Annotated in this window: 18 protein-coding genes; 12 read left to right on the forward strand and 6 right to left on the reverse strand. The window is 74.0% G+C overall.

All coding sequences use genetic code 11. From position 1 onward, the window contains the following. Positions 1 to 145: 145 nt before the first annotated feature. The 4 genes from FLM69_RS04095 to FLM69_RS04110 are packed head-to-tail and all read right to left on the reverse strand — an operon-like array spanning position 146 to position 4,435. Positions 146 to 841, reverse strand: coding sequence for a nucleoside triphosphate pyrophosphatase (locus FLM69_RS04095; RefSeq protein ID WP_141843183.1), 696 nt, complete (start codon positions 839 to 841; stop codon positions 146 to 148). Then, positions 838 to 2,526, reverse strand: a complete 1,689-nt coding sequence (locus tag FLM69_RS04100) for a DUF885 domain-containing protein (protein WP_041103547.1) — start codon at positions 2,524 to 2,526, stop codon at positions 838 to 840. The genes FLM69_RS04095 and FLM69_RS04100 overlap by 4 nt, the downstream gene beginning before the upstream one ends. Before the next feature lie 35 nt (positions 2,527 to 2,561). Further along, entirely contained in the window at positions 2,562 to 2,855 is a 294-nt protein-coding gene (locus FLM69_RS04105) for a hypothetical protein (protein WP_255502702.1), read from the reverse strand. After that, the gene (locus FLM69_RS04110; protein ID WP_044659702.1) at positions 2,852 to 4,435 is read right to left on the reverse strand and encodes an acyl-CoA carboxylase subunit beta; all 1,584 of its coding nucleotides are present in this window, start codon (positions 4,433 to 4,435) and stop codon (positions 2,852 to 2,854) included. The genes FLM69_RS04105 and FLM69_RS04110 overlap by 4 nt, the downstream gene beginning before the upstream one ends. Positions 4,436 to 4,624: 189 nt before the next feature. Here FLM69_RS04110 and FLM69_RS04115 point away from each other — a divergent pair, with 189 nt between their 5' ends. The 12 genes from FLM69_RS04115 (at position 4,625) to FLM69_RS04170 (ending at position 16,874) form a co-directional block, all read left to right on the forward strand. Next, the gene (locus tag FLM69_RS04115; RefSeq protein WP_141843185.1) at positions 4,625 to 5,461 is read left to right on the forward strand and encodes a biotin--[acetyl-CoA-carboxylase] ligase; all 837 of its coding nucleotides are present in this window, start codon (positions 4,625 to 4,627) and stop codon (positions 5,459 to 5,461) included. A 30-nt stretch (positions 5,462 to 5,491) separates the two neighbouring features. Next, complete coding sequence (locus FLM69_RS04120) at positions 5,492 to 6,019, forward strand: PH domain-containing protein (RefSeq protein ID WP_141843209.1); 528 nt, start codon at positions 5,492 to 5,494, stop codon at positions 6,017 to 6,019. After that, the gene (locus tag FLM69_RS04125; protein WP_141843187.1) at positions 6,016 to 7,155 is read left to right on the forward strand and encodes an adenylate/guanylate cyclase domain-containing protein; all 1,140 of its coding nucleotides are present in this window, start codon (positions 6,016 to 6,018) and stop codon (positions 7,153 to 7,155) included. Before FLM69_RS04120 ends, FLM69_RS04125 begins: the two co-directional genes overlap by 4 nt. An 11-nt stretch (positions 7,156 to 7,166) precedes the next feature. Next, positions 7,167 to 7,925 (forward strand): PP2C family serine/threonine-protein phosphatase, encoded by a 759-nt coding sequence (locus tag FLM69_RS04130; protein WP_141843189.1) that lies wholly within the window; start codon positions 7,167 to 7,169, stop codon positions 7,923 to 7,925. Between the two features lie 40 nt (positions 7,926 to 7,965). Next, positions 7,966 to 10,359, forward strand: coding sequence for an NAD-dependent DNA ligase LigA (gene ligA / locus FLM69_RS04135; RefSeq protein WP_141843191.1), 2,394 nt, complete (start codon positions 7,966 to 7,968; stop codon positions 10,357 to 10,359). Next, positions 10,356 to 11,273 (forward strand): inositol monophosphatase family protein, encoded by a 918-nt coding sequence (locus FLM69_RS04140; RefSeq protein ID WP_141843193.1) that lies wholly within the window; start codon positions 10,356 to 10,358, stop codon positions 11,271 to 11,273. The genes ligA and FLM69_RS04140 overlap by 4 nt, the downstream gene beginning before the upstream one ends. Further along, entirely contained in the window at positions 11,270 to 11,752 is a 483-nt protein-coding gene (locus FLM69_RS04145) for a hypothetical protein (RefSeq protein WP_141843195.1), read from the forward strand. The genes FLM69_RS04140 and FLM69_RS04145 overlap by 4 nt, the downstream gene beginning before the upstream one ends. After that, a complete protein-coding gene (locus FLM69_RS04150) occupies positions 11,749 to 12,273 on the forward strand; it encodes a GNAT family N-acetyltransferase (protein WP_141843196.1) in 525 nt (174 codons plus the stop codon). Before FLM69_RS04145 ends, FLM69_RS04150 begins: the two co-directional genes overlap by 4 nt. A 204-nt stretch (positions 12,274 to 12,477) precedes the next feature. Beyond that, positions 12,478 to 12,774, forward strand: coding sequence for an Asp-tRNA(Asn)/Glu-tRNA(Gln) amidotransferase subunit GatC (gene gatC, locus FLM69_RS04155; RefSeq protein ID WP_049146890.1), 297 nt, complete (start codon positions 12,478 to 12,480; stop codon positions 12,772 to 12,774). 7 nt (positions 12,775 to 12,781) lie between these two features. Beyond that, positions 12,782 to 14,398: an Asp-tRNA(Asn)/Glu-tRNA(Gln) amidotransferase subunit GatA gene (gene gatA, locus FLM69_RS04160; RefSeq protein ID WP_141843198.1), complete on the forward strand. Its 1,617-nt coding sequence runs from the start codon at positions 12,782 to 12,784 to the stop codon at positions 14,396 to 14,398. Continuing rightward, the gene (gene gatB, locus FLM69_RS04165) at positions 14,395 to 15,900 is read left to right on the forward strand and encodes an Asp-tRNA(Asn)/Glu-tRNA(Gln) amidotransferase subunit GatB (protein WP_141843200.1); all 1,506 of its coding nucleotides are present in this window, start codon (positions 14,395 to 14,397) and stop codon (positions 15,898 to 15,900) included. Before gatA ends, gatB begins: the two co-directional genes overlap by 4 nt. A 305-nt stretch (positions 15,901 to 16,205) precedes the next feature. Beyond that, entirely contained in the window at positions 16,206 to 16,874 is a 669-nt protein-coding gene (locus FLM69_RS04170) for a hypothetical protein (RefSeq protein WP_141843202.1), read from the forward strand. Between the two features lie 114 nt (positions 16,875 to 16,988). On the opposite strand, the gene FLM69_RS04175 is transcribed toward FLM69_RS04170, so the two are convergent. Then, the gene (locus FLM69_RS04175; RefSeq protein ID WP_141843203.1) at positions 16,989 to 18,053 is read right to left on the reverse strand and encodes a phosphotransferase; all 1,065 of its coding nucleotides are present in this window, start codon (positions 18,051 to 18,053) and stop codon (positions 16,989 to 16,991) included. Between the two features lie 9 nt (positions 18,054 to 18,062). Continuing rightward, a partial coding sequence (locus FLM69_RS04180; protein ID WP_141843205.1) for an integrase core domain-containing protein occupies positions 18,063 to 18,324 on the reverse strand: 262 nt, incomplete at its 5' end.

An 18,324-nucleotide genomic window follows, 5' to 3' on the forward strand; every position in this document is an offset into this window, starting at 1 on the left:
CGATCACGGCTGGGGGTGCGGGCGCCACGTCCGGGGTCGTGCCCCTCACCCGGTGGGGCGAAAGGCGCGGGACGGCGCTGACTCTGACCAGCACCCTACTCGTTGTGGCGGAACCCTCCGAGACACGCGGCCCTGTCGCGCCGGATCAGCGCTGCGCGTTGGAGGGTTCCCACAACCGGGTGAAGTCCTGGCCCAGGGCCGCCGTGGCCCGCCGCAGCCACGCCACGGACAGCCCGATCACCGCGTTGGGGTCCCCGTCCACGCCGTCCACGAGGGCCGCGCCCGCACCGTCCACCGTGAACGCGCCCGCGCAGTGCAGCGGCTCGCCCGTGGCCACGTAGGCCTGGATCTCGGCCTCGGTGACGGCGCCGAAGCGCACGACGGCGGACACCACGCCCGCCTCCGCGGCCATCCCGGACCCGACCCCGGGCTCCGGCAGCACCAGGCCCAGCCAGTGGCCCGAATGCAGCACGCCCTGCCGGCCGGCCTGGGCGCGCCAGCGCTCGACGGCGACCTCGGGCTCGTAGGGCTTGCCGTGGGCGCGGCCCTCGAACTCGAACACGGAGTCGCAGCCGAGCACGAGCGTGGGGGCCTCGACGCCGGCGCCCGCCACACGGGCGGCCACATCGCGGCCCTTGGCCTCCGCCAGCAGGCCCGCCAGCTCCGCCGGCGACGGGTCGCCCGCCGCCGCGCCCACGGCCGCCTCGTCCACTCCCGAGACGACGACGCGGAACGGCACCCGCGCCCGGGTCAGGACCTCCGCCCGGCCGGGGGAGGCCGAGCCGAGCACCAGCCGCAGGCTCATGCCGGGGCCGGCCGCGCCGTCGTCGTGCGGGATCACGCGAGCGCCTCCCGCAGGGTGTCCAGGCCCATGCCGCCCAGGCGCAGGGCCCGGGTGTGGAAGGCCTTGAGGTCGAAGTCGGCGCCCTCGGCCTGCTCGTGCTCGGCGCGGATCTGCTCCCAGATGCGCTGGCCCACCTTGTACGCCGGCGCCTGCCCCGGCCAGCCGAGGTAGCGCGTGAACTCGAAGCGGCGCTGGCCCTCGGAGATCATCAGGTGCTTGGCCAGGAACGCGTAGCCCTTCTCCGGGGTCCACGCGCCGCCGCCCTCGGACTCGGGGGCGTCGAAGCCGCAGTGGTAGCCGATGTCGAACACGACGCGGGCCGCGCGCATGCGCTGCATGTCCAGCATGCCGAGGTGGTCGCCCGGGTCGTCGAGGAAGCCGAGCTCCTCCATGAGCTTCTCCGCATACAGCGCCCAGCCCTCGCCGTGGCCGGACGTCCAGCAGAAGCTGCGGCGCCACAGGTTGAGGTTCTCCCGGTTCATCATGGCGGTGGCGATCTGCAGGTGATGGCCCGGCACGCCCTCGTGGTAGACCGTGGTGGTCTCCGCCCACGTGGTGAACTCGTCCTCGCCCGGGGGCACGGACCACCACATGCGGCCGGGCCGGGAGAAGTCGTCCGAGGGGCCGGTGTAGTAGATGCCGCCCTCCTGGGTGGGGGCGATCATGCACTCGAGCCGGTCCATCGGGGCCGGGATCTCGAAGTGCTCCTTCATGGCCTCGACCGCGTCGTCGGACAGCCGCTGCATCCACGTGCGCAGGGCCTCGGTGCCCTTCAGGGTGCGCTCCGGGTCCGCGTCCAGGATCGCGCGCGCCTCCTCGATCGTGGCGCCCGGCCGGATGCGCTCGGCGTCCGCCTGCTGCGCGGCGATGATGCGGGCCAGCTCCTCCTGGCCCCAGCGGTAGGTCTCCTCGAGGTCGATCTCGGCGCCGAGGAAGACGCGGGAGGCCAGCCGGTAGTAGTCGATCCCGACGCCGTCCGCCTCCGGGGCGTGCGGGCGCAGCTCGGCCTCGAGCGTGGCCGCGAAGTCGCGGTAGGCCTGCGCGGCGGTGTCCGCGCCGGAGCGGATGCGGGCGGCCAGGGCGTCGTCCACGACGTCGGCTGCCTCGGCCCGCTCGACCAGGCCCGGGAAGAACCCGCCCGCGCCGCCGTGGGCGCGGGCCTGCTCCACCACGATGTCCACCTGGCGCACCGCGGCCACGTGGCCGGCGTCGCGGGAGGCGAGCAGGGACTCGGTGTAGCCGCGCAGGGCGGCCGGCAGGTTCTCGAGGCGGCCGGCGATGTGGCCCCACTGCTCCGCGGTGTCCGTGGGCATGAGGTCGAAGACCGCGCGGATGCCCTGGGCGGGGGAGGCGATGTTGTTCAGTTCGGTGCGGCCGGTCGCGTGGATCTCCCGCTCGAGGCCGATGCGCTCCTGCATGGCCGCCTTCGTGACGCGGTCCGTCTCGTCCTGCGGCTCGAGCGCGGCCAAGTCCTCGAGCAGGCGGGCGTTGAGCTCGTCGTCGGCGCGGGCGCCGGCGGGGGAGAAGTCCGTGTACTCGGTCTCCCGGCCGGGGAAGCCGAGCTCGGTGGCGGTGTCCGGATGCAGGGCGAGGAGGTCGGTCACGTAGCGCTCGGCGAGCGCGTCGATAGCGGACGGGGTGCGGGCGCCGTCGGCGGCGGCCTCGGAGGTGTGCTGGGTCATACCGGCACTCTAGGCGCTGGCGCCCGCCCCCCGGCTCACTGCGGGCCCGCGCCCTGACGCCACTGACCGCGGCCGGGCCGGGCCCACAGGCCCAGGTCGCCGCGACGGCGGAGCGTGCGGTCCAGGGGACGGGGGTCGGCGGCCGCGGCGGCGAGCCGGGCGGCTTCGGCCCGGGCCGCGGCGGCCGCCTCGAGGACGGCGGCCAGCGCCGCCATCTCCTCCGGCTCCAACTCCGGGCCGCTGAGCTGCAGCGGGTCGGCCGGCGCCGGCGTGGCCTGCGTGGACTCGTCGTTCTCGTCCGGGAAGCCCGGACCCAGCGGGGCGCTCACAGCGGCATGTTCCCGTGCTTCTTGGCGGGGCGGGCCTCGCGCTTGTGCAGGGTGGCGCGCAGGGCGCGGATGAGCTGGCCGCGGGTGGCGTGCGGGGGCACCACGGCGTCCACGTAGCCCAGCTCGGCGGCCTGGTACGGGTTGAGCAGCTCGGCCTCGTAGTCGGCCACGATCTCGGCCCGGCGCGCGTCGACGTCGCCGCCCGCCTCCGCCGTCGCCTTCAGGTCGCGCCGGTACAGGATGTTCACGGCGCCCTGGGCGCCCATCACGCCGATCTGGGCGCTCGGCCAGGCCAGGTTCAGGTCCGCGCCGAGCTTCTTGGAGCCCATCACGATGTACGCGCCGCCGAAGGCCTTGCGCGTGATCACGGTCAGCTTCGGCACGGTGGCCTCGGCGTAGGCGTAGATCAGCTTGGCGCCGCGGCGGATGATGCCGTTGAACTCCTGGTCCGTGCCGGGCAGGAACCCGGGCACGTCCACGAGGGTGATGATCGGGATGTTGAACGCGTCGCAGAAGCGCACGAACCGCGCGGCCTTCTCCGAGGCGGCGATGTCCAGGGTGCCGGCGAACTGCATCGGCTGGTTCGCGACGACGCCCACGCTCATGCCGTCCAGGCGGGCCAGGCCGGTGATCACGTTGGGCGCGTACAGCTCCTGCAGCTGCAGCAGGTGGCCCTCGTCCACGATCGAGGCGATGACCTCGAGCATGTCGTAGGGCTGGTTGGCGGAGTCCGGGACGATCTCGTCCAGGGCGAGGTCCTCGTCCGTGGGCTCCGGGTCCGCGGCCTCGAAGGTCGGGGCCTCCGCGAGGTTGTTGGAGGGCAGCAGCTCGAGCAGCTCCTGCACGTAGGCGATCGCGTCCTCCTCCGAGGAGGCCATGTAGTGGGCGGTGCCGGAGGTGGCGTTGTGCGAGCGGGCGCCGCCGAGGGTCTCCATGTCCACATCCTCGCCCGTGACGGTCTTGATCACGTCCGGGCCGGTGATGAACATGTGCGAGGTCCGGTCCACCATCACCACGACGTCCGTCAGCGCCGGCGAGTAGGCCGCGCCGCCGGCGGAGGGGCCCATGATCAGCGAGATCTGCGGGATCATGCCCGAGGCCAGGACGTTGTTCCGGAAGATGTCCGCGAACTGGGCGAGGGAGGCCACGCCCTCCTGGATGCGCGCGCCGCCGCCGTCGAGGATGCCGATCACGGGGCAGCCGTTGCGCGCGGCGAACTCCTGGACCTTCACGATCTTCTGGCCGTTGCGCTCGGACAGCGAGCCGCCGAACACGGTGAAGTCCTGGGAGTAGACGGCCACCTGGCGTCCGTCCACGGTGCCGAAGCCGGACACCAGGCCGTCGCCGGCCGGGTGCTTGGCGTCCATGCCGAACGCGGTGGTGCGGTGCACGGCCAGCGCGTCCAGCTCCACGAAGGAGCCCTCGTCCAGGAGGAGGTCGATCCGCTCGCGCGCGGTGTGCTTGCCGCGAGCGTGCTGGCGCTCGACGGCGTCCGGGCCGCCGGGCGCGGCCGTCGCCTCGAGCCGCCGATGCAGGTCGGCCAGCCGGCCGGCCGTGGTGGTCAGATCGGGATCGGTCACACGTCCTCCTTGTGGTGGTCCGCCAGATGCGGAGGCTCAGTCGGCCAGTCTACGGGCCGCCGCGGACGCCCTCGGTTGGAGGAAGCCCACAAACGACGAGGACGTCGGCCCGGGCCGCCCCTCCGCGCGCCCCGGCGGCGGATCGGCCCGCCCAGCCCGCCCCCGGGAACGCCGTGTATATCTAGGGGCATGCACCCCGACGACGCCCCCACACCGGATCTGACCTGGCTGGACTCCGCCGGCTCCACGCAGGATGAGCTCCTCGCACGGCTGGACCGCGCGGGGCACCGGCACGGTGCGGCCGTGGCCACCGCGGACCAGCGGGCCGGCCGGGGACGGCACTCCCGGGTGTGGAGCGCCGCGCCGGGGGCGGCGCTCGCCCTGTCCGTGTACCTGCGTCCCGAGTCCGGCGGGGTGCCGGTCTCCCCGGCCCACCTGAGCTGGCTCTCGCTCGTCGCCTCCGCCACGGTCGCCGAGCGCCTCGCGGCCCGGGGCGTCCCGACGCACGTGAAGTGGCCGAACGACGTGCTCGCCACCGACGGGCGCAAGCTGTGCGGCGTGCTGGCCACGGTGGCGCTGTCCTCGGACGGCAAGGGGCCCGGCGTCGTCGTCGGGATGGGCGTGAACCTGGACCACCGCGGGGCCGCCCCGGTGGACACCGCCACGGACCTGGCGGAGTGGATCGGCGCGGACGCCGTGCCCGCCCCCCGGGACCTCGCGGTCGAGCTGCGCGACGCCGTCGTGGCGGCCGTGGACCGCTTCGCGGCGGGCGTGGCGGGGCAGACGACGGCCGTCGACGGGCGTCACCCGGCCGTGGCGGCCGTGGCGGACCGGCTCTCCACGCTGGGCCGCGCGGTGCGCGCCGAGCTGCCCGGCGGCGGCGTGCTGGAGGGCACGGCCGTGGGCCTCGGCCCCGGCGGCACCCTGCGCGTGAGGCACGTCACACCGGACCGTGGCACAATCGAGACCGAGGTCAGTGCGGGGGACGTGGCCCACCTGCGCGGAGACGTCCATCGCGGCGCATGACACACCCGTCCCGGTCAGGAGGTGACCGCCGTGCGACTCGAGCCCGGTGAGCAGGTGATGGTCCGCACCCGCACCCACCCGCGCACGCTGCTGCGCCCCGCCGCGGTCCTCGTGGCCGTCGCGTTCCTGCTCGGCCTGGCCGTCGGCGTGCTCGCACGCCCCGACCTGCCCGGGATCGTCGCCGCGAACCGCGCCGTGCTCGAGGCGGCCGCGTGGGTGGTCGCGGCGCTCGTCCTGCTCCCCGGCACCGTCCGCCCGCTGTGGCGCTGGGTCTTCCGGCGCACCGTGGTCACCGACCGCCGCATCCTCCAGCGCGCCGGCGTCGGCGGCTCCGGGGCCGCCATGCCGCTCGTGTCCATCGCCGACGTGCAGCGGCGCCGCCGCGGCTCGGGCGCCGGAGACCTGCACATCCTCTTCCAGGAGCCCGCCCGCCAGGTCCACTGGCGGCTGCGCGACGTCCCCGAGGCCGCGCGCTTCGAAGAGGCCCTGGCCCACCTCACCCGCCAGGCCCGCACCAGGACCTGGCCCGCCCCCGTCCCGACAGGAGACCTCCGATGAGCCGTCCGGAGACACCGGACACCGCACCGCTGCCGATCGTCCCGCCGGCCGAGGACGAGACCGCCCGCGACGCCGAGGAGCGGTCCGCCGAGCCCGCCGGCTGGACGAGCGCGATGCGCACGCTCGACGCCGGCCTGGTGGTGGGCCCGCGTGCCTACAACTCGCGGGAGGTGGCGCAGCGCCTCGGCGTCTCGATGGCCTCCGCCCGGAAGATCTGGCGTGCGCTGGGCTATCCGACGTCGCCGGAGGGGCACAAGGCCTTCACCGAGGCGGACATCGAGGCGTTCGAGTCCGTGCTCACGCTCGTGCGCTCGGGGACGCTGAACGAGGACACCGCCATCTCGCTGGCCCGGTCGATCGGGCAGATGACGGACCGCATGGTGGTGTGGCAGATCGAGGCGCTCGTGGAGGACAAGATCGCCTCCGAGGACCTGACGGACCCGGAGGCGCGGCGGGCCGTCGTGGACATGCTCCCGGACATGGTCGGGCCGCTCGAGAAGGCGATGCGGATCGTCTACCGGCGCCAGCTCAACCGTGCCGTGCAGCGCCTGACCGTGCGCGTGGAGGCCGGGCTGGCGGCCAGCGCCCGGGGCCGCGACGGCTCCGAGTCGGACGCCCCGCTGCCGCTGGCCCGCGCCGTCGGCTTCGCGGACATGGTCTCCTACACGACGCTCTCCCGGACCATGGACGACCGGACGCTGGCCCGCATGGTGCTGCGCTTCGAGTCCCTCGCCGCGGAGACCATCTCCGCCGGCGGCGGCTGGCTCGTGAAGACCATCGGCGACGAGGTCATGTTCAACGCCGAGACCCCCGAGGCCGGTGCCGCGATCGCGCTCTCCCTGGCCGAGACCATCGCCGCGGACGAGGAGCTGCCCTCGGCGCGCGTCGCCCTGACGTGGGGACGAGTGCTCTCGCGCATGGGGGACATCTACGGGCCCACCGTGAACCTCGCCGCGCGGCTGACGTCCCTGGCCGATCCGGGTACCGTGCTCGTGGACGCCATGACCGCTGCGGCCCTGTCCCGGGACGAGCGCTTCGTGCTCGTCCCGCAGCCGCCCAGGATCGTCCGCGGGTTCGGAGAGGTCCGCCCCTCCCTGCTCATGGACGGGTCGGCCCAGACCCTGCTCGCCGACTGATCGAGGACCCCGTGGACTCCCGCCCCGAGACCCCGTCCGCGCCGCGCCCCCAGGCCGCCGGCGCCACCCACGTGGGCGCCGTCCGCGACCTGAACGAGGACGCGTGGGCCCTCGTCGGGGAGCCGCTGGTGCTCGCCGCCGTGGCCGACGGCATGGGCGGGCACGAGGCCGGCGAGGTGGCCTCGGCCGCCGCGATCGAGACCCTGCGCCGCCGCGCCCCCGAGGTGCTCGCCCCGGGCACGGCCCACACGCCCCAGGAGCTCGGCCACCTGATCCACGAGGCGGACGCCGCCGTCGTCGAGGCCGGACTGGGACGCTCCGGGACCACCCTGACCGTGCTGGCCTGCCTGGACACGGAACGCGGGCGCTGGGCCGTGGCGAACGTCGGCGACTCCCGGGTGTACCTGCGGCCCGTCGGCTCGCCGGTGCTCCAGCAGCTCACGGTGGACCACTCGGCGGTCCAGATGCTCGTCGACGCGGGGGAGCTCACCCCCGCCGAGGCCCGCGTCCACCCGCGCCGCAACGTCATCACCCGCGCGCTCGGCTCGCGCGAGGCGCTCACGGTGGACGTGGCCGAGATCCCCCTGGCCTCCGGGGACCTCGTCCTGCTGTGCAGCGACGGCCTGACCGGCGAGCTGCTGGACGAGGAGATCCGCGCGCTGATCGACGACGCGGACACCCTCGAGGACGCCCTCGAGAAGCTCATCGGCGCCGCCCTGTGGCGCGGCGGCCGGGACAACGTCACGGCGGTGCTCGTGCGCATCCCCTGACCCGGGTGCGCCGTCCGGGACGCCGACTACGCTGGGCCGGGTGAGCACCCCCAAGGAATCCGCCGCCCAGCCCGATCCGCAGGACATCCCCGCCGCGGACCTGCGGGAGGAGTACGAGGACCTCGTGGAGCGGGTCCGTGCCGCCCGGACCGCCTACTACCAGCGGGACGCCCCGGAGATCTCGGACGCCGAGTACGACGCGCTGTACCGCCGCCTCGAGGACCTCGAGGCCCTGCACCCCGAGCTCGTGGCCAACGACTCGCCCACCCAGGAGGTCGGCGGCGAGGTCTCGGAGGCGTTCGCCCCCGTCCGGCACGGGGCCCGCATGTACTCGCTCGAGGACCTGTTCTCCATCGAGGAGCTCGAGGTCTGGTTCCGCCGCGCGGCGCAGGCCCTGACGCAGGTGCGGCCGGGCGTGGCGCCCCGCTGGCTCGTGGAGGTGAAGATCGACGGGCTCGCCGTCGCCCTGCGCTACCGGGACGGGCGGCTCGTGCAGGCCGCCACCCGCGGCGACGGCGTCACGGGCGAGGACGTCACCGCCAACGTGCGCACCATCGGGGACATCCCGCACGAGCTCTCCGGCGAGGGCTGGCCCGCCGAGTTCGAGGTGCGCGGCGAGGTGTTCATGTCCTCCGCCGCCTTCGCCGAGCTCAACGCGCGCCGCGCGGAGGAGGGCCAGACGCCGTTCGCGAACCCGCGCAACGCCGCCGCCGGCGCCCTGCGTCAGAAGGACCCCGCGGTCACCGCGCAGCGCCCGCTGGCCATGTTCGTGCACGGCATCGGCTCGGTCGAGGCGTTCGGGCTGGACTCCCAGCACGAGGTGTACGACGCGCTCGCGGGCTGGGGCCTGCCCGTGAGCCCCTACACCCGCCGGGTGGAGGGCGCGGACGAGGAGGCGTTGGCCGCCGTCGTCGCGGTGATCGAGGAGTACGGCCGGCGCCGGCACGAGCTGATCCACGAGATCGACGGCATCGTGCTGAAGGCGGACGCGTTCGCGGACCAGCGCTACCTCGGCCACACCTCCCGCGTGCCCCGCTGGGCCGCGGCGTACAAGTACCCGCCGGAGGAGGTGCACACGCTGCTGCGGGACATCGCGGTCTCGGTGGGCCGCACCGGGCGGGTGACCCCGTTCGCGGTGATGGAGCCGGTCACCGTGGCCGGGTCCACCGTCTCCCTGGCCACCCTGCACAACCAGGACGTGGTCAAGGCCAAGGGCGTGCTGATCGGGGACACCGTGGTGGTGCGCAAGGCCGGGGACGTGATCCCCGAGGTCGTGGGCCCCGTGCTGCCGCTGCGTGAGAAGGCGATCGAGGCGGGCCGGGAGCTGCGCGAGTTCGTCATGCCCGCACACTGCCCCTCGTGCGGCACGGCGCTGGCCCCGGCCAAGGAGGGGGACGTGGACCTGCGCTGCCCCAACGCCCGCTCCTGCCCGGCCCAGCTGGCCGGCCGCGTCGAGCACCTGGCCAGCCGCGGCGCGTTCGACGTGGAGGCGCTCGGCGAGGAGGCCGCCCGCTGGCTCGTCCAGGGCCCCGGCGAGGACCCGGCCGAGCACGAGGGACACGTGCGGCCCGAGGGCCCGGGCCCCATCACGGCGGAGGCGCAGATCTTCGACCTCGCCTCCGGCACGCCGGAGGAGATCACGGGCCCGCGGGGCGAGGACGGGCTGACGGACCTGCAGCGCTCCCTCGGCGCGGTGCGCGTGTGGCGCGAGGGCCGCACGAAGGTGGACGGCCGCATGGTGCCCTCGGGCGTGTTCACGCTCAAGCCGTACTTCTTCACCGCCGGCACGGCGAAGAGGCCGTCCGCGCCCACGGCCAACACGCTGCGCCTGTTCGACGAGCTCGAGAAGGCCAAGTCCCAGCCGCTGTGGCGCACCCTCGTGGCGCTGTCCATCCGGCACGTGGGCCCGACGGCGGCCCGCTCGCTGGCCACGGCGTTCGGCTCGATGGCGGCGCTGCGCGCGGCGGCCGAGGCCGGCGACCGGGACCGGCTGGCCGAGATCGACGGCGTCGGCCCGATCATCGCGGACGCGCTCATCGAGTGGTTCGCCGAGGACTGGCACCGGGAGATCGTGGACCGGTGGGCCGCGGCGGGCGTGGTCATGGCGGACGAGCAGGACGAGTCCACCCCGCGCACGCTCGAGGGCCTGACCGTGGTGGTCACCGGCTCGCTCGAGGGCTTCTCCCGCGACTCCGCGAAGGAGGCGATCCTCGTGCGCGGCGGCAAGGCCTCCGGGTCCGTGTCCAAGAAGACCGACTTCCTCGTGGCCGGCGAGGCCGCCGGCTCCAAACTGGACAAGGCGCAGTCCCTCGGCGTGCCCGTCCTGGACGAGGCCGGGTTCACGGCGCTGCTGGCCGGCGGCCCGGACGCCGTGCGCCCGGCGGACACGGACGACGCCCCCGACGGCGCCGCAGAGGGGGAGGCCTCGGCATGAGCGCGCGCACCACGGTCCCGGGCCTGCTCGTGGTCGCCAAGGCCGCCGCGCGCGCCGGCGCGGACGTCCTGGCCCGGCGCTGGACCGGTCACCACCCGGCCGTCCCGCTGGGCATCGAGGAGATCGGCGCGCAGACGAAGTCCTCCGGCTCCGACTGGGTCACCGACTACGACCGCCGCGCCGAGCAGGCCGTCCGGGAGGTCGTCGCCGGCTACCGCCCCTCGGACGAGATCACCGGCGAGGAGTACGGCGCCACCCGTCCGGCCGAGCCGTCCGGGTACCGCTGGTCCATCGACCCGCTGGATGGCACCACGAACTTCGTGCGCGGGCTTCCGCAGTTCTGCACCTCGGTGGCCGTCACCGGCCCGGTGGACGCCGAGACCGCCGACCTGCTGGGGGTGGCCGAGGGCACCGAACGCTGGCTGGCCGGCGTCGTGGCGGCGCCCGCGCTGGGGCGCACCTGGTACGCGAGCGCGGGCCGGGGCGCCTTCAGCACCGCGGACGCGACGACGGCGGGCGTGGACCTGCCCGACCGCGATGCCGCCCCCGTGCGGCTCACCGGTCCCCTGCCCGGACGCTCGGGGCGACTGCTCGCCACCGGCTTCGGCTACGACCCCGCCCGCCGGGCCCTGCAGGTGCGGGCGCTCGCGGCCCTGCTGCCCGCGTTCGGGGACGTGCGACGGATCGGCTCGGCGGCGCTGGACCTGTGCATGGTCGCCGACGGCACCCTGGACGCCTATGCCGAGTTCGGCACGCAGGAGTACGACTGGGCCGCCGGCGCGCTGGTGGCGGAGGAGGCCGGCGTCGCGGTGACGCGGCCCGCCTCGGCGGACGGCACGGCACATCCCCACTGGATGGTGGCCGGCGACGTGGACGCGGCCGCCCTGGCCGCCGTGACGGGGGAGACGGCATGAGGCGGATCGTCGGAGACCCGTGGTTCTACCCGGTCCTGTTCGTGGCCGGCGGACTGACGTTCATGATCGCGGGGACGCGCCTGCAGCAGGTCGGGATGATCGTGGCCGGGCTCGTCCTGGCCGGCTACGCGCTGACGTACCGGTGGGCGGTCCGGGTCCGCTCGCGGCCGTTCGCCGGCGCGCAGGCGCACGTCGAGGGCGGCGGCGTCGTCGTGTTCTGGCGGCCGGGCTGCCCGTTCACGAGGCGGCTGGTCAAGGAACTGACGGCGCAGGAGCGGGAGCGCGCCTACTGGGTGAACATCTGGCAGGAGCCGGCGGCAGCGGCGTTCCTCGCGGGGCTGCACGAGGCGCGCGACGGCCACCCCCACCAGGCCGTGCCCACCGCCTGGCTGCGTCGGCGCGACTACGTCGTGGCCACGGACGCGACCCGCGCCCGCCTGAAGGACACGCTGCGCCAGCACGCCGGAGGTGACGCATGAGCGCCCTCGTCCGCCCGCTGCGCCCCGAGGACCACGAGGCGGTCGCCGAGCTCACGCTGGCCTCCTATGTCGACGGCGGCCACATCGCCCCCGATGACGCCTACGTGAGGACCCTCATGGACGTGGCCGACCGGGCTGGCCGCGCGGAGGTGCTCGTGGCCGAGGTCGACGGCGAGGTGGCCGGGTCCGTGGTGCTCACCCCGCCCGGCTCGCCCCTGGCCGAGACCTCCGGCGACGGGGAGTACGAGTTCCGCATGCTCGCCGTGCACCCGCGGTTCCACCGCCGCGGGGTGGGCGGCGCCCTGCTGGCCGAGATCGTGGCGCGGGCCCGCGCCGAGGAGGGCGTGGACGCCGTCGTGCTGACCACCATGCCCTCCATGACCGACGCCCACCGGATGTACGAGCGCGCCGGCTTCGTGCGCGTCCCGGAGCGGGACTGGCTCCTCGCGGACGTGGTGCCGGACCTCGACCCGGCCGACGAGACCGGCCCGTTCCTCGTCTACCGGCTCGCGCTGGACTGACCCCGGGCGGGAGATCGGCGCCGGGACCCCATTCGGGGCGGGAAATCCCTGTCATGCGGGCCCGGAGCGCCGCGGTGGGGTGGATCTCCCGCCTCGAAGCGGTGGCGGCGGCCGGGCAGGCCCCGGCACTAGACTCGATTCCGATGTGGCCGCCGCCGCGCCGGCGTCGTCCACCCCGCCCCGACCCGTCACACGAGGAGATCCATGCCTGAGATCACCCGGGATCAGGTGGAGCATCTGGCTCGCCTGGCCCACATCCGGATGACCGACGAGGAGCTGGACACGATGTCCGGCGACCTGGAGAAGATCCTGGAGCACGTCTCCGCGGTCCAGGCCGCCGCGGGCGACGACGTGACGCCGACGTCCCACCCCATCGCGTTGCAGAACGTGTTCCGCGAGGATGTGCCCGCCGGCATGCTCACGCAGGAGGAGGCCCTCGACCAGGCGCCGGACTCCGAGGACGGCCAGTTCAAGGTCCCCGCCATCCTGGACGGAGAGTGATCACCCCATGACCGAGACGTTCGACGTGAACGCGACCCTCGGCGCCGACGAGCTCGTCCGGCTCACCGCGCTGCAGATGGCCGAGCGCCTGCGCGCCGGCACCACCACCTCCGTGGAGCTCGTCCAGGCCCACCTGGACCGCATTGCGGCCCACGACGGCGACGTGCGCGCCGACGCCGACGGTGACCGCGGCGTGCGCGCCTACCTCCACGTGAACACGGACGAGGCCCTCGCCGTCGCCGCCGAGGTGGACGCGATCCGCGCCGCCGGCGGCCCCGAGGCCGACGCCCTGCACCCGCTGGCCGGCGTGCCCGTGGCCGTGAAGGACAACATCGTCACGCGCGGCCAGCCGACCACGGCCGCCTCCCGCATGCTCGAGGGCTGGCTCAGCCCGTACGACGCCACGGTGGTGGCCCGCCTCCGCGAGGCCCGCCTGCCGATCCTCGGCAAGACCAACCTCGACGAGTTCGCGATGGGCGGCTCCACCGAGCACTCCGCGTTCGGCATCACCCGCAACCCGTGGGACGGGGACCGCGTGCCCGGCGGCTCGGGCGGCGGGTCGGCGGCCGCCGTCGCCGCCTTCCTGGCCCCCTTCGCCCTCGGCTCGGACACGGGCGGATCCGTCCGTGAGCCCGCCGCGTTCACCGGCACGGTCGGCGTGAAGCCCACCTACGGCGCCGTGTCCCGGTACGGCCTGATCGCCATGGCCTCCTCGCTGGACCAGATCGGCCCCGCCGCCCGCACCGTGGCGGACGCCGCGGCGCTGCAGCAGGTCATCGGCGGCCACGACCCGCAGGACTCCACGTCCCTGGCCGACGCGCCGGCGGACCTGACCGCCGCGGCCCGCGGCCGTGACCTGGCGGGGCTGCGCATCGGCGTCGTGACGGACCTGCCGGCGGAGGCGTTCCACCCGGGCATCCGGGCCGGTTTCGACGAGCACGTCGCGGCCCTGCGTGAGGCCGGCGCGGAGATCGTGGAGGTCTCCTGCCCCAGCTTCGACGCCGCCCTCGGGGCGTACTACCTGATCATGCCCTCGGAGGCCTCCTCCAACCTGGCCCGCTTCGACGGCGTCCGCTACGGCCACCGCGTGGTGCCCGACGGCGGCGGCACGATCGAGCAGGTCATGGGCGCCACCCGCGCCGCCGGGTTCGGCGCCGAGGTCAAGCGGCGCATCATCCTGGGCACCTATGCGCTGTCCGCCGGCTACTACGACGCCTACTACGGCTCCGCGCAGAAGGTCCGCACGCTCGTGCAGGAGGACTTCGCCCGCGCCTTCGAGCAGGTGGACGTCATCCTCACGCCCACCGCGCCGACCCCGGCGTTCGAGCTGGGCGCGAAGACGGACGACCCGATGACCATGTACGTCAACGACCTCGCAACCATCCCGGCCAACCTCGCCGGCATCCCGGGCATGTCCGTGCCGGGTGGCGTCGTCGACGGGCTGCCCTACGGCCTGCAGCTGATGGCACCGGCGCGCGAGGACGCGCGCCTGTACGAGGCCGGCGCCGCGCTCGAACGCCTCGTGGCCCAGCGCCGGGGCGGGCCGGTGTGGGCCGAGGCCCCCGAGCTGGAGAAGGGCGCGCAGCGCGCCACCACCGCGACCACGGCAGGAGGCCGGGCATGAGCCACGCAGAGCAGACCATGGACTTCGCGGAGGCGATGGAGCGCTTCGACCCCGTGCTGGGCTTCGAGGTGCACGTGGAGCTGAACACCGCCACGAAGATCTTCTCCTCGGCGCCCAACGCGTTCGGCGACGAGCCGAACACGAACGTGACCCCGCTCGACCTCGGCCTGCCGGGCACCCTGCCGGTGCTCAACCGCAAGGTCGTGGAGTACGCGATCCGCCTGGGCGTGGCCCTGGACGCGCAGGTCGCCGAGACCTGCCGGTTCGCGCGGAAGAACTACTTCTACCCGGACACGCCGAAGAACTTCCAGACCTCCCAGTACGACGAGCCGATCGTCTTCGACGGCCACCTGGACGTCGAGTTGGAGGACGGTGAGGTCTTCCGCGTGGAGATCGAGCGCGCGCACCTCGAGGACGACGCCGGCAAGCTCACCCACGTGGGCGGCTCCGGACGGATCCAGGGCGCCTCCGCGTCCCTCGTCGACTACAACCGTGCGGGCGTGCCGCTCATCGAGATCGTCACCAAGCCGATCGTCGGCGCCGGCGCGCGAGCCCCCGAGCTGGCCCGCGCCTACGTCACCGCGATCCGGGACATCGTGCAGGCCATCGACATCTCCGACGCGCGGATGGAGCGCGGCAACGTCCGCTGCGATGCGAACGTCTCGCTGATGCCCAAGGGCGCCACCGAGTTCGGCACCCGCACCGAGACGAAGAACGTGAACTCCACGCGCGCCGTGCAGCACGCGGTCACCCACGAGATCCAGCGCCAGGCCGCGGTGCTCGCCGCGGGCGGCACCGTGACGCAGGAGACCCGCCACTGGCACGAGGACACCCGCAGCACCACCTCGGGTCGCCCGAAGTCGGACGCGGACGACTACCGGTACTTCCCCGAGCCGGACCTCGTGCCCGTGCACGTGGACGCCGCGTGGGTCGAGCGCGTGCGCGCGGCCATGCCCGAGCTGCCGGCCGTGCGGAACAAACGGCTCAAGGCCGAGTGGGGCTTCTCGGACGAGGAGTTCCGCGACGTCGTCAACGCCGGCGTCCTGGACGAGATCGTCGCGACCGTGGAGGCCGGCGCCTCCGCGGCGGCCGCCCGCAAGTGGTGGATGGGCGAGATCGCCCGCCTGGCGAACGTCCGCGAGGTCGCCGTCGCCGAGCTGGGGATCACCCCGGCGCACGTGGTGGAGGTCGAGGAGCTGATCGCCGCCAAGACGATCAACGACAAGATCGCCAAGCAGGTGCTCGGCCTCGTCGCCGACGGCGAGGGCGCCCCGAAGGAGATCGTGGCGGCCAAGGGCCTGGCCGTGGTGTCCGACGACGGCGCGCTCACCGAGGCCGTCGACGCCGCGATCGCCGCCAACCCGGACGTGGCCGAGAAGATCAAGGGCGGCAAGATGGCCGCCGTCGGCGCCCTGATCGGCCCGGTCATGAAGGCCACCCGCGGGCAGGCCGACGCCGGCCGCGTCCGCGAGATCGTCCTGGAGCGCCTCGGGGTCAGCTGAGCCGTACGCCTCAACGGGGCCTGGCCGCCGATCCCCGCGCGGCGGCCAGGCCCGCGAGAGGCAGAGTCGATCTTCTCCCTGAGCACATATACAATAATTTTGCACGCGTGATGATCGATGCGACAGCCCCGCTTCGGTCCGCGTCCCCTGACGGAGGAGCTCGTACAATGATCCCTACTTCTTCCCTTGACCAGGGTGCGGCAGCCCACAGTCGTCGTCGTATCGTCCAAGGCCTGGCCTGGAGCGTCCCCGCCGTCGCTGCCTCAGCCTCCGCGCCCGCCTTCGCTGCGTCCCCGCGCTGCTTCATGACCGCCGCCATCGTGTGGTCGGACTTGAAGTACAAGCGCGTCGATGCTACCAGTGCGAGCTACACGACTGCGGATCCCGACGGCACCGGGCCGATGGTGCCCCTCACGCTGACCATCGCGAACACCTACAAGGGATCCAACATTCGGTTCGGCCGCCAGGATGGGTCGGAGAATGAGAATCTCGCGGTACGGTCCGGCACCGTCGGAGGACAGACCAACCCGCTGGTGCTGCACCAGGCACCCGTGGACAACGCGGCCAAGTCGGATGAGCGCAATGACGCGAACAAGACGATCACCACGTTCACCTTCGATCGTCCGGTGACGAATCTCACCTTCACTATCACGGACATCGATTCGGCGTCCAGCGATTTCACCGACGGCGTCGCCGTCAGCAGTGCCTCGCCCTTCACCACGACCAAGGCCAACTCGACCCGGACCGGTCTCAACGGGTCCGGCACTCTCGCGGATCCTTGGCGTCCGTTCTCGTATGACAATTCAGTGCCGGACAGTGGGACCAACGGCAACGGCACCGTGCGATTCGCCGGCGAGGTCACCTCCTTCCAGATCCACTACTGGAACCAGACGAAGGCCTCCGATCCTCGCATCGACGGCGACCAGAAGATCTTCATCTCGAACCTGTCGCTGACGTACAACGCCTGCCCCTGAGGTCTCCAGGGTCAACCGACCGGCTGGTCGGCATCGGGTGCCACACGGGGCGCCCTACCGCTGTCGCCATCTCGTGACGGGTGGCCACAGGAGCGGAGTGGCGGGTGGGGCGGATCAGGACTCCAGAGCCGCCGCCCGGGCGATCCGCGGCGCCACCCGGCGCAGCAGCCGCCCCCAGCGGGGCGCGCGACCGGTGAGTTCGTGGCGGGCGCGCGCGTCGTCGAGGGAGTCGAGGGCGGCGGCAGCGAGCCACACCCGGGCACGACGGGCCTCGTCCGGCGTCCGGGCGATCTCCTCGATGCGCTCTTCGCCGTGCCAGATGCCCAGGTAGGCCACGTTGCGGGCGGCGTCACCGGCGTGCGCGAGGTCCCAGTCCAGGACCGCGGCGAGGCGCCAGCGCACCGCGGCCGGGGCCTCGGCGGTGGGGGCCGGCTCCGGAAGCCAGTGCATGTTGTGCCCCGCGAGGTCGCCGTGCACGAGGGCCGGACCGTCCGGGGGAGCCGCGGCCCACGCGGTCACGGCCCCGGCCACGCGCTCGACGACGCCCGCGAAATCACCCACCGGCAGCCGCTCCCTGAGCCGGCCCGCATGCTCCGGCTCCAGCACCTCCGGCAGTCGGCCGACCCGCGCGATCCGCGCGGGCGTCCACGGGCCGCGGAACGCGAACGCCGGGCCGAGGTGCGGCGCGACCTCCGGCGACGCCACGTCCACCGTGTCCAAGGCGTCCACGATCCCGCGCAGCACGGCAGGGTCGCCCTCGTGCGGCGGATGCGGCCCGCCCGGCACGAAGCGCTGCAGGACGGACGCGATGAGGGGGTGCCCGGCGCCGTCGTGGACGGTGACCACCTCGGACAGCGGCTCCGGAACCACGAACGGGAGCCCGGCGCGGGCCAGCGCGGCGACGAGGGCCATGCGGCGCGGCAGGAGCGCGGCGGGGGAGTCCGCGGGATCCCAGGTGGTCTCGATGGGGGCACCGGCCTCCCGCAGGCGAGTCATGCGCAGGACGGCCGCGTCGTCGAGGACGAGCACGCGGTGGAACTGCCCGCCCTCCTCCACGGACGCCGCGGCCCAGTCGGCTGTGCGGAGCCGGCGGGCGAGGGCGGGGTCGAGGCCGGGGCGGAGGTGCTGCAGGGCGCGGTGGGCCAGCTCGAGCTCGCTGGGGGCAGGCGGGGAGACCACACGACCACGCTAACTGTAAGAGGTCATGACGTTGTTGACTCGGGCCGGGGCCAACGAGGCCGGAGGGGCGTCCCCGCAGGAGGTATGAGGCCGATGGTAGTTGTAGTGGTTCACCCACACGGCCAGCGCCTCACGCCGAGCTTGCTCTGAGGTATACGGGCGGGCGTAGAGGACCTCATCGACCATCAGCCGGTTGTACCGTTCGACCTTCCCGTTATGGCGCGGGGTGTATGGGCGGATCCGGTGGTGCCGGCCCCCGAGCGAGACCACC

It is taken from the genome of Micrococcus sp. R8502A1 (genome assembly GCF_006704135.1).
Classification (GTDB): Bacteria; Actinomycetota; Actinomycetes; order Actinomycetales; family Micrococcaceae; genus Micrococcus; species Micrococcus luteus.

Coding starts and splice junctions, on each gene's coding strand:
- FLM69_RS04140 (WP_141843193.1), top strand. CDS start 10,356: ATGAGCGCGCGCACCACGGTCCCGGGCCTGCTCGTGGTCGCCAAGGCC.
- gatB (WP_141843200.1), top strand. CDS start 14,395: ATGAGCCACGCAGAGCAGACCATGGACTTCGCGGAGGCGATGGAGCGC.
- gatC (WP_049146890.1), top strand. CDS start 12,478: ATGCCTGAGATCACCCGGGATCAGGTGGAGCATCTGGCTCGCCTGGCC.
- FLM69_RS04115 (WP_141843185.1), top strand. CDS start 4,625: ATGCACCCCGACGACGCCCCCACACCGGATCTGACCTGGCTGGACTCC.
- FLM69_RS04145 (WP_141843195.1), top strand. CDS start 11,270: ATGAGGCGGATCGTCGGAGACCCGTGGTTCTACCCGGTCCTGTTCGTG.
- FLM69_RS04150 (WP_141843196.1), top strand. CDS start 11,749: ATGAGCGCCCTCGTCCGCCCGCTGCGCCCCGAGGACCACGAGGCGGTC.
- gatA (WP_141843198.1), top strand. CDS start 12,782: ATGACCGAGACGTTCGACGTGAACGCGACCCTCGGCGCCGACGAGCTC.
- FLM69_RS04170 (WP_141843202.1), top strand. CDS start 16,206: ATGACCGCCGCCATCGTGTGGTCGGACTTGAAGTACAAGCGCGTCGAT.
- FLM69_RS04100 (WP_041103547.1), bottom strand. CDS start 2,526: ATGACCCAGCACACCTCCGAGGCCGCCGCCGACGGCGCCCGCACCCCG.
- FLM69_RS04125 (WP_141843187.1), top strand. CDS start 6,016: ATGAGCCGTCCGGAGACACCGGACACCGCACCGCTGCCGATCGTCCCG.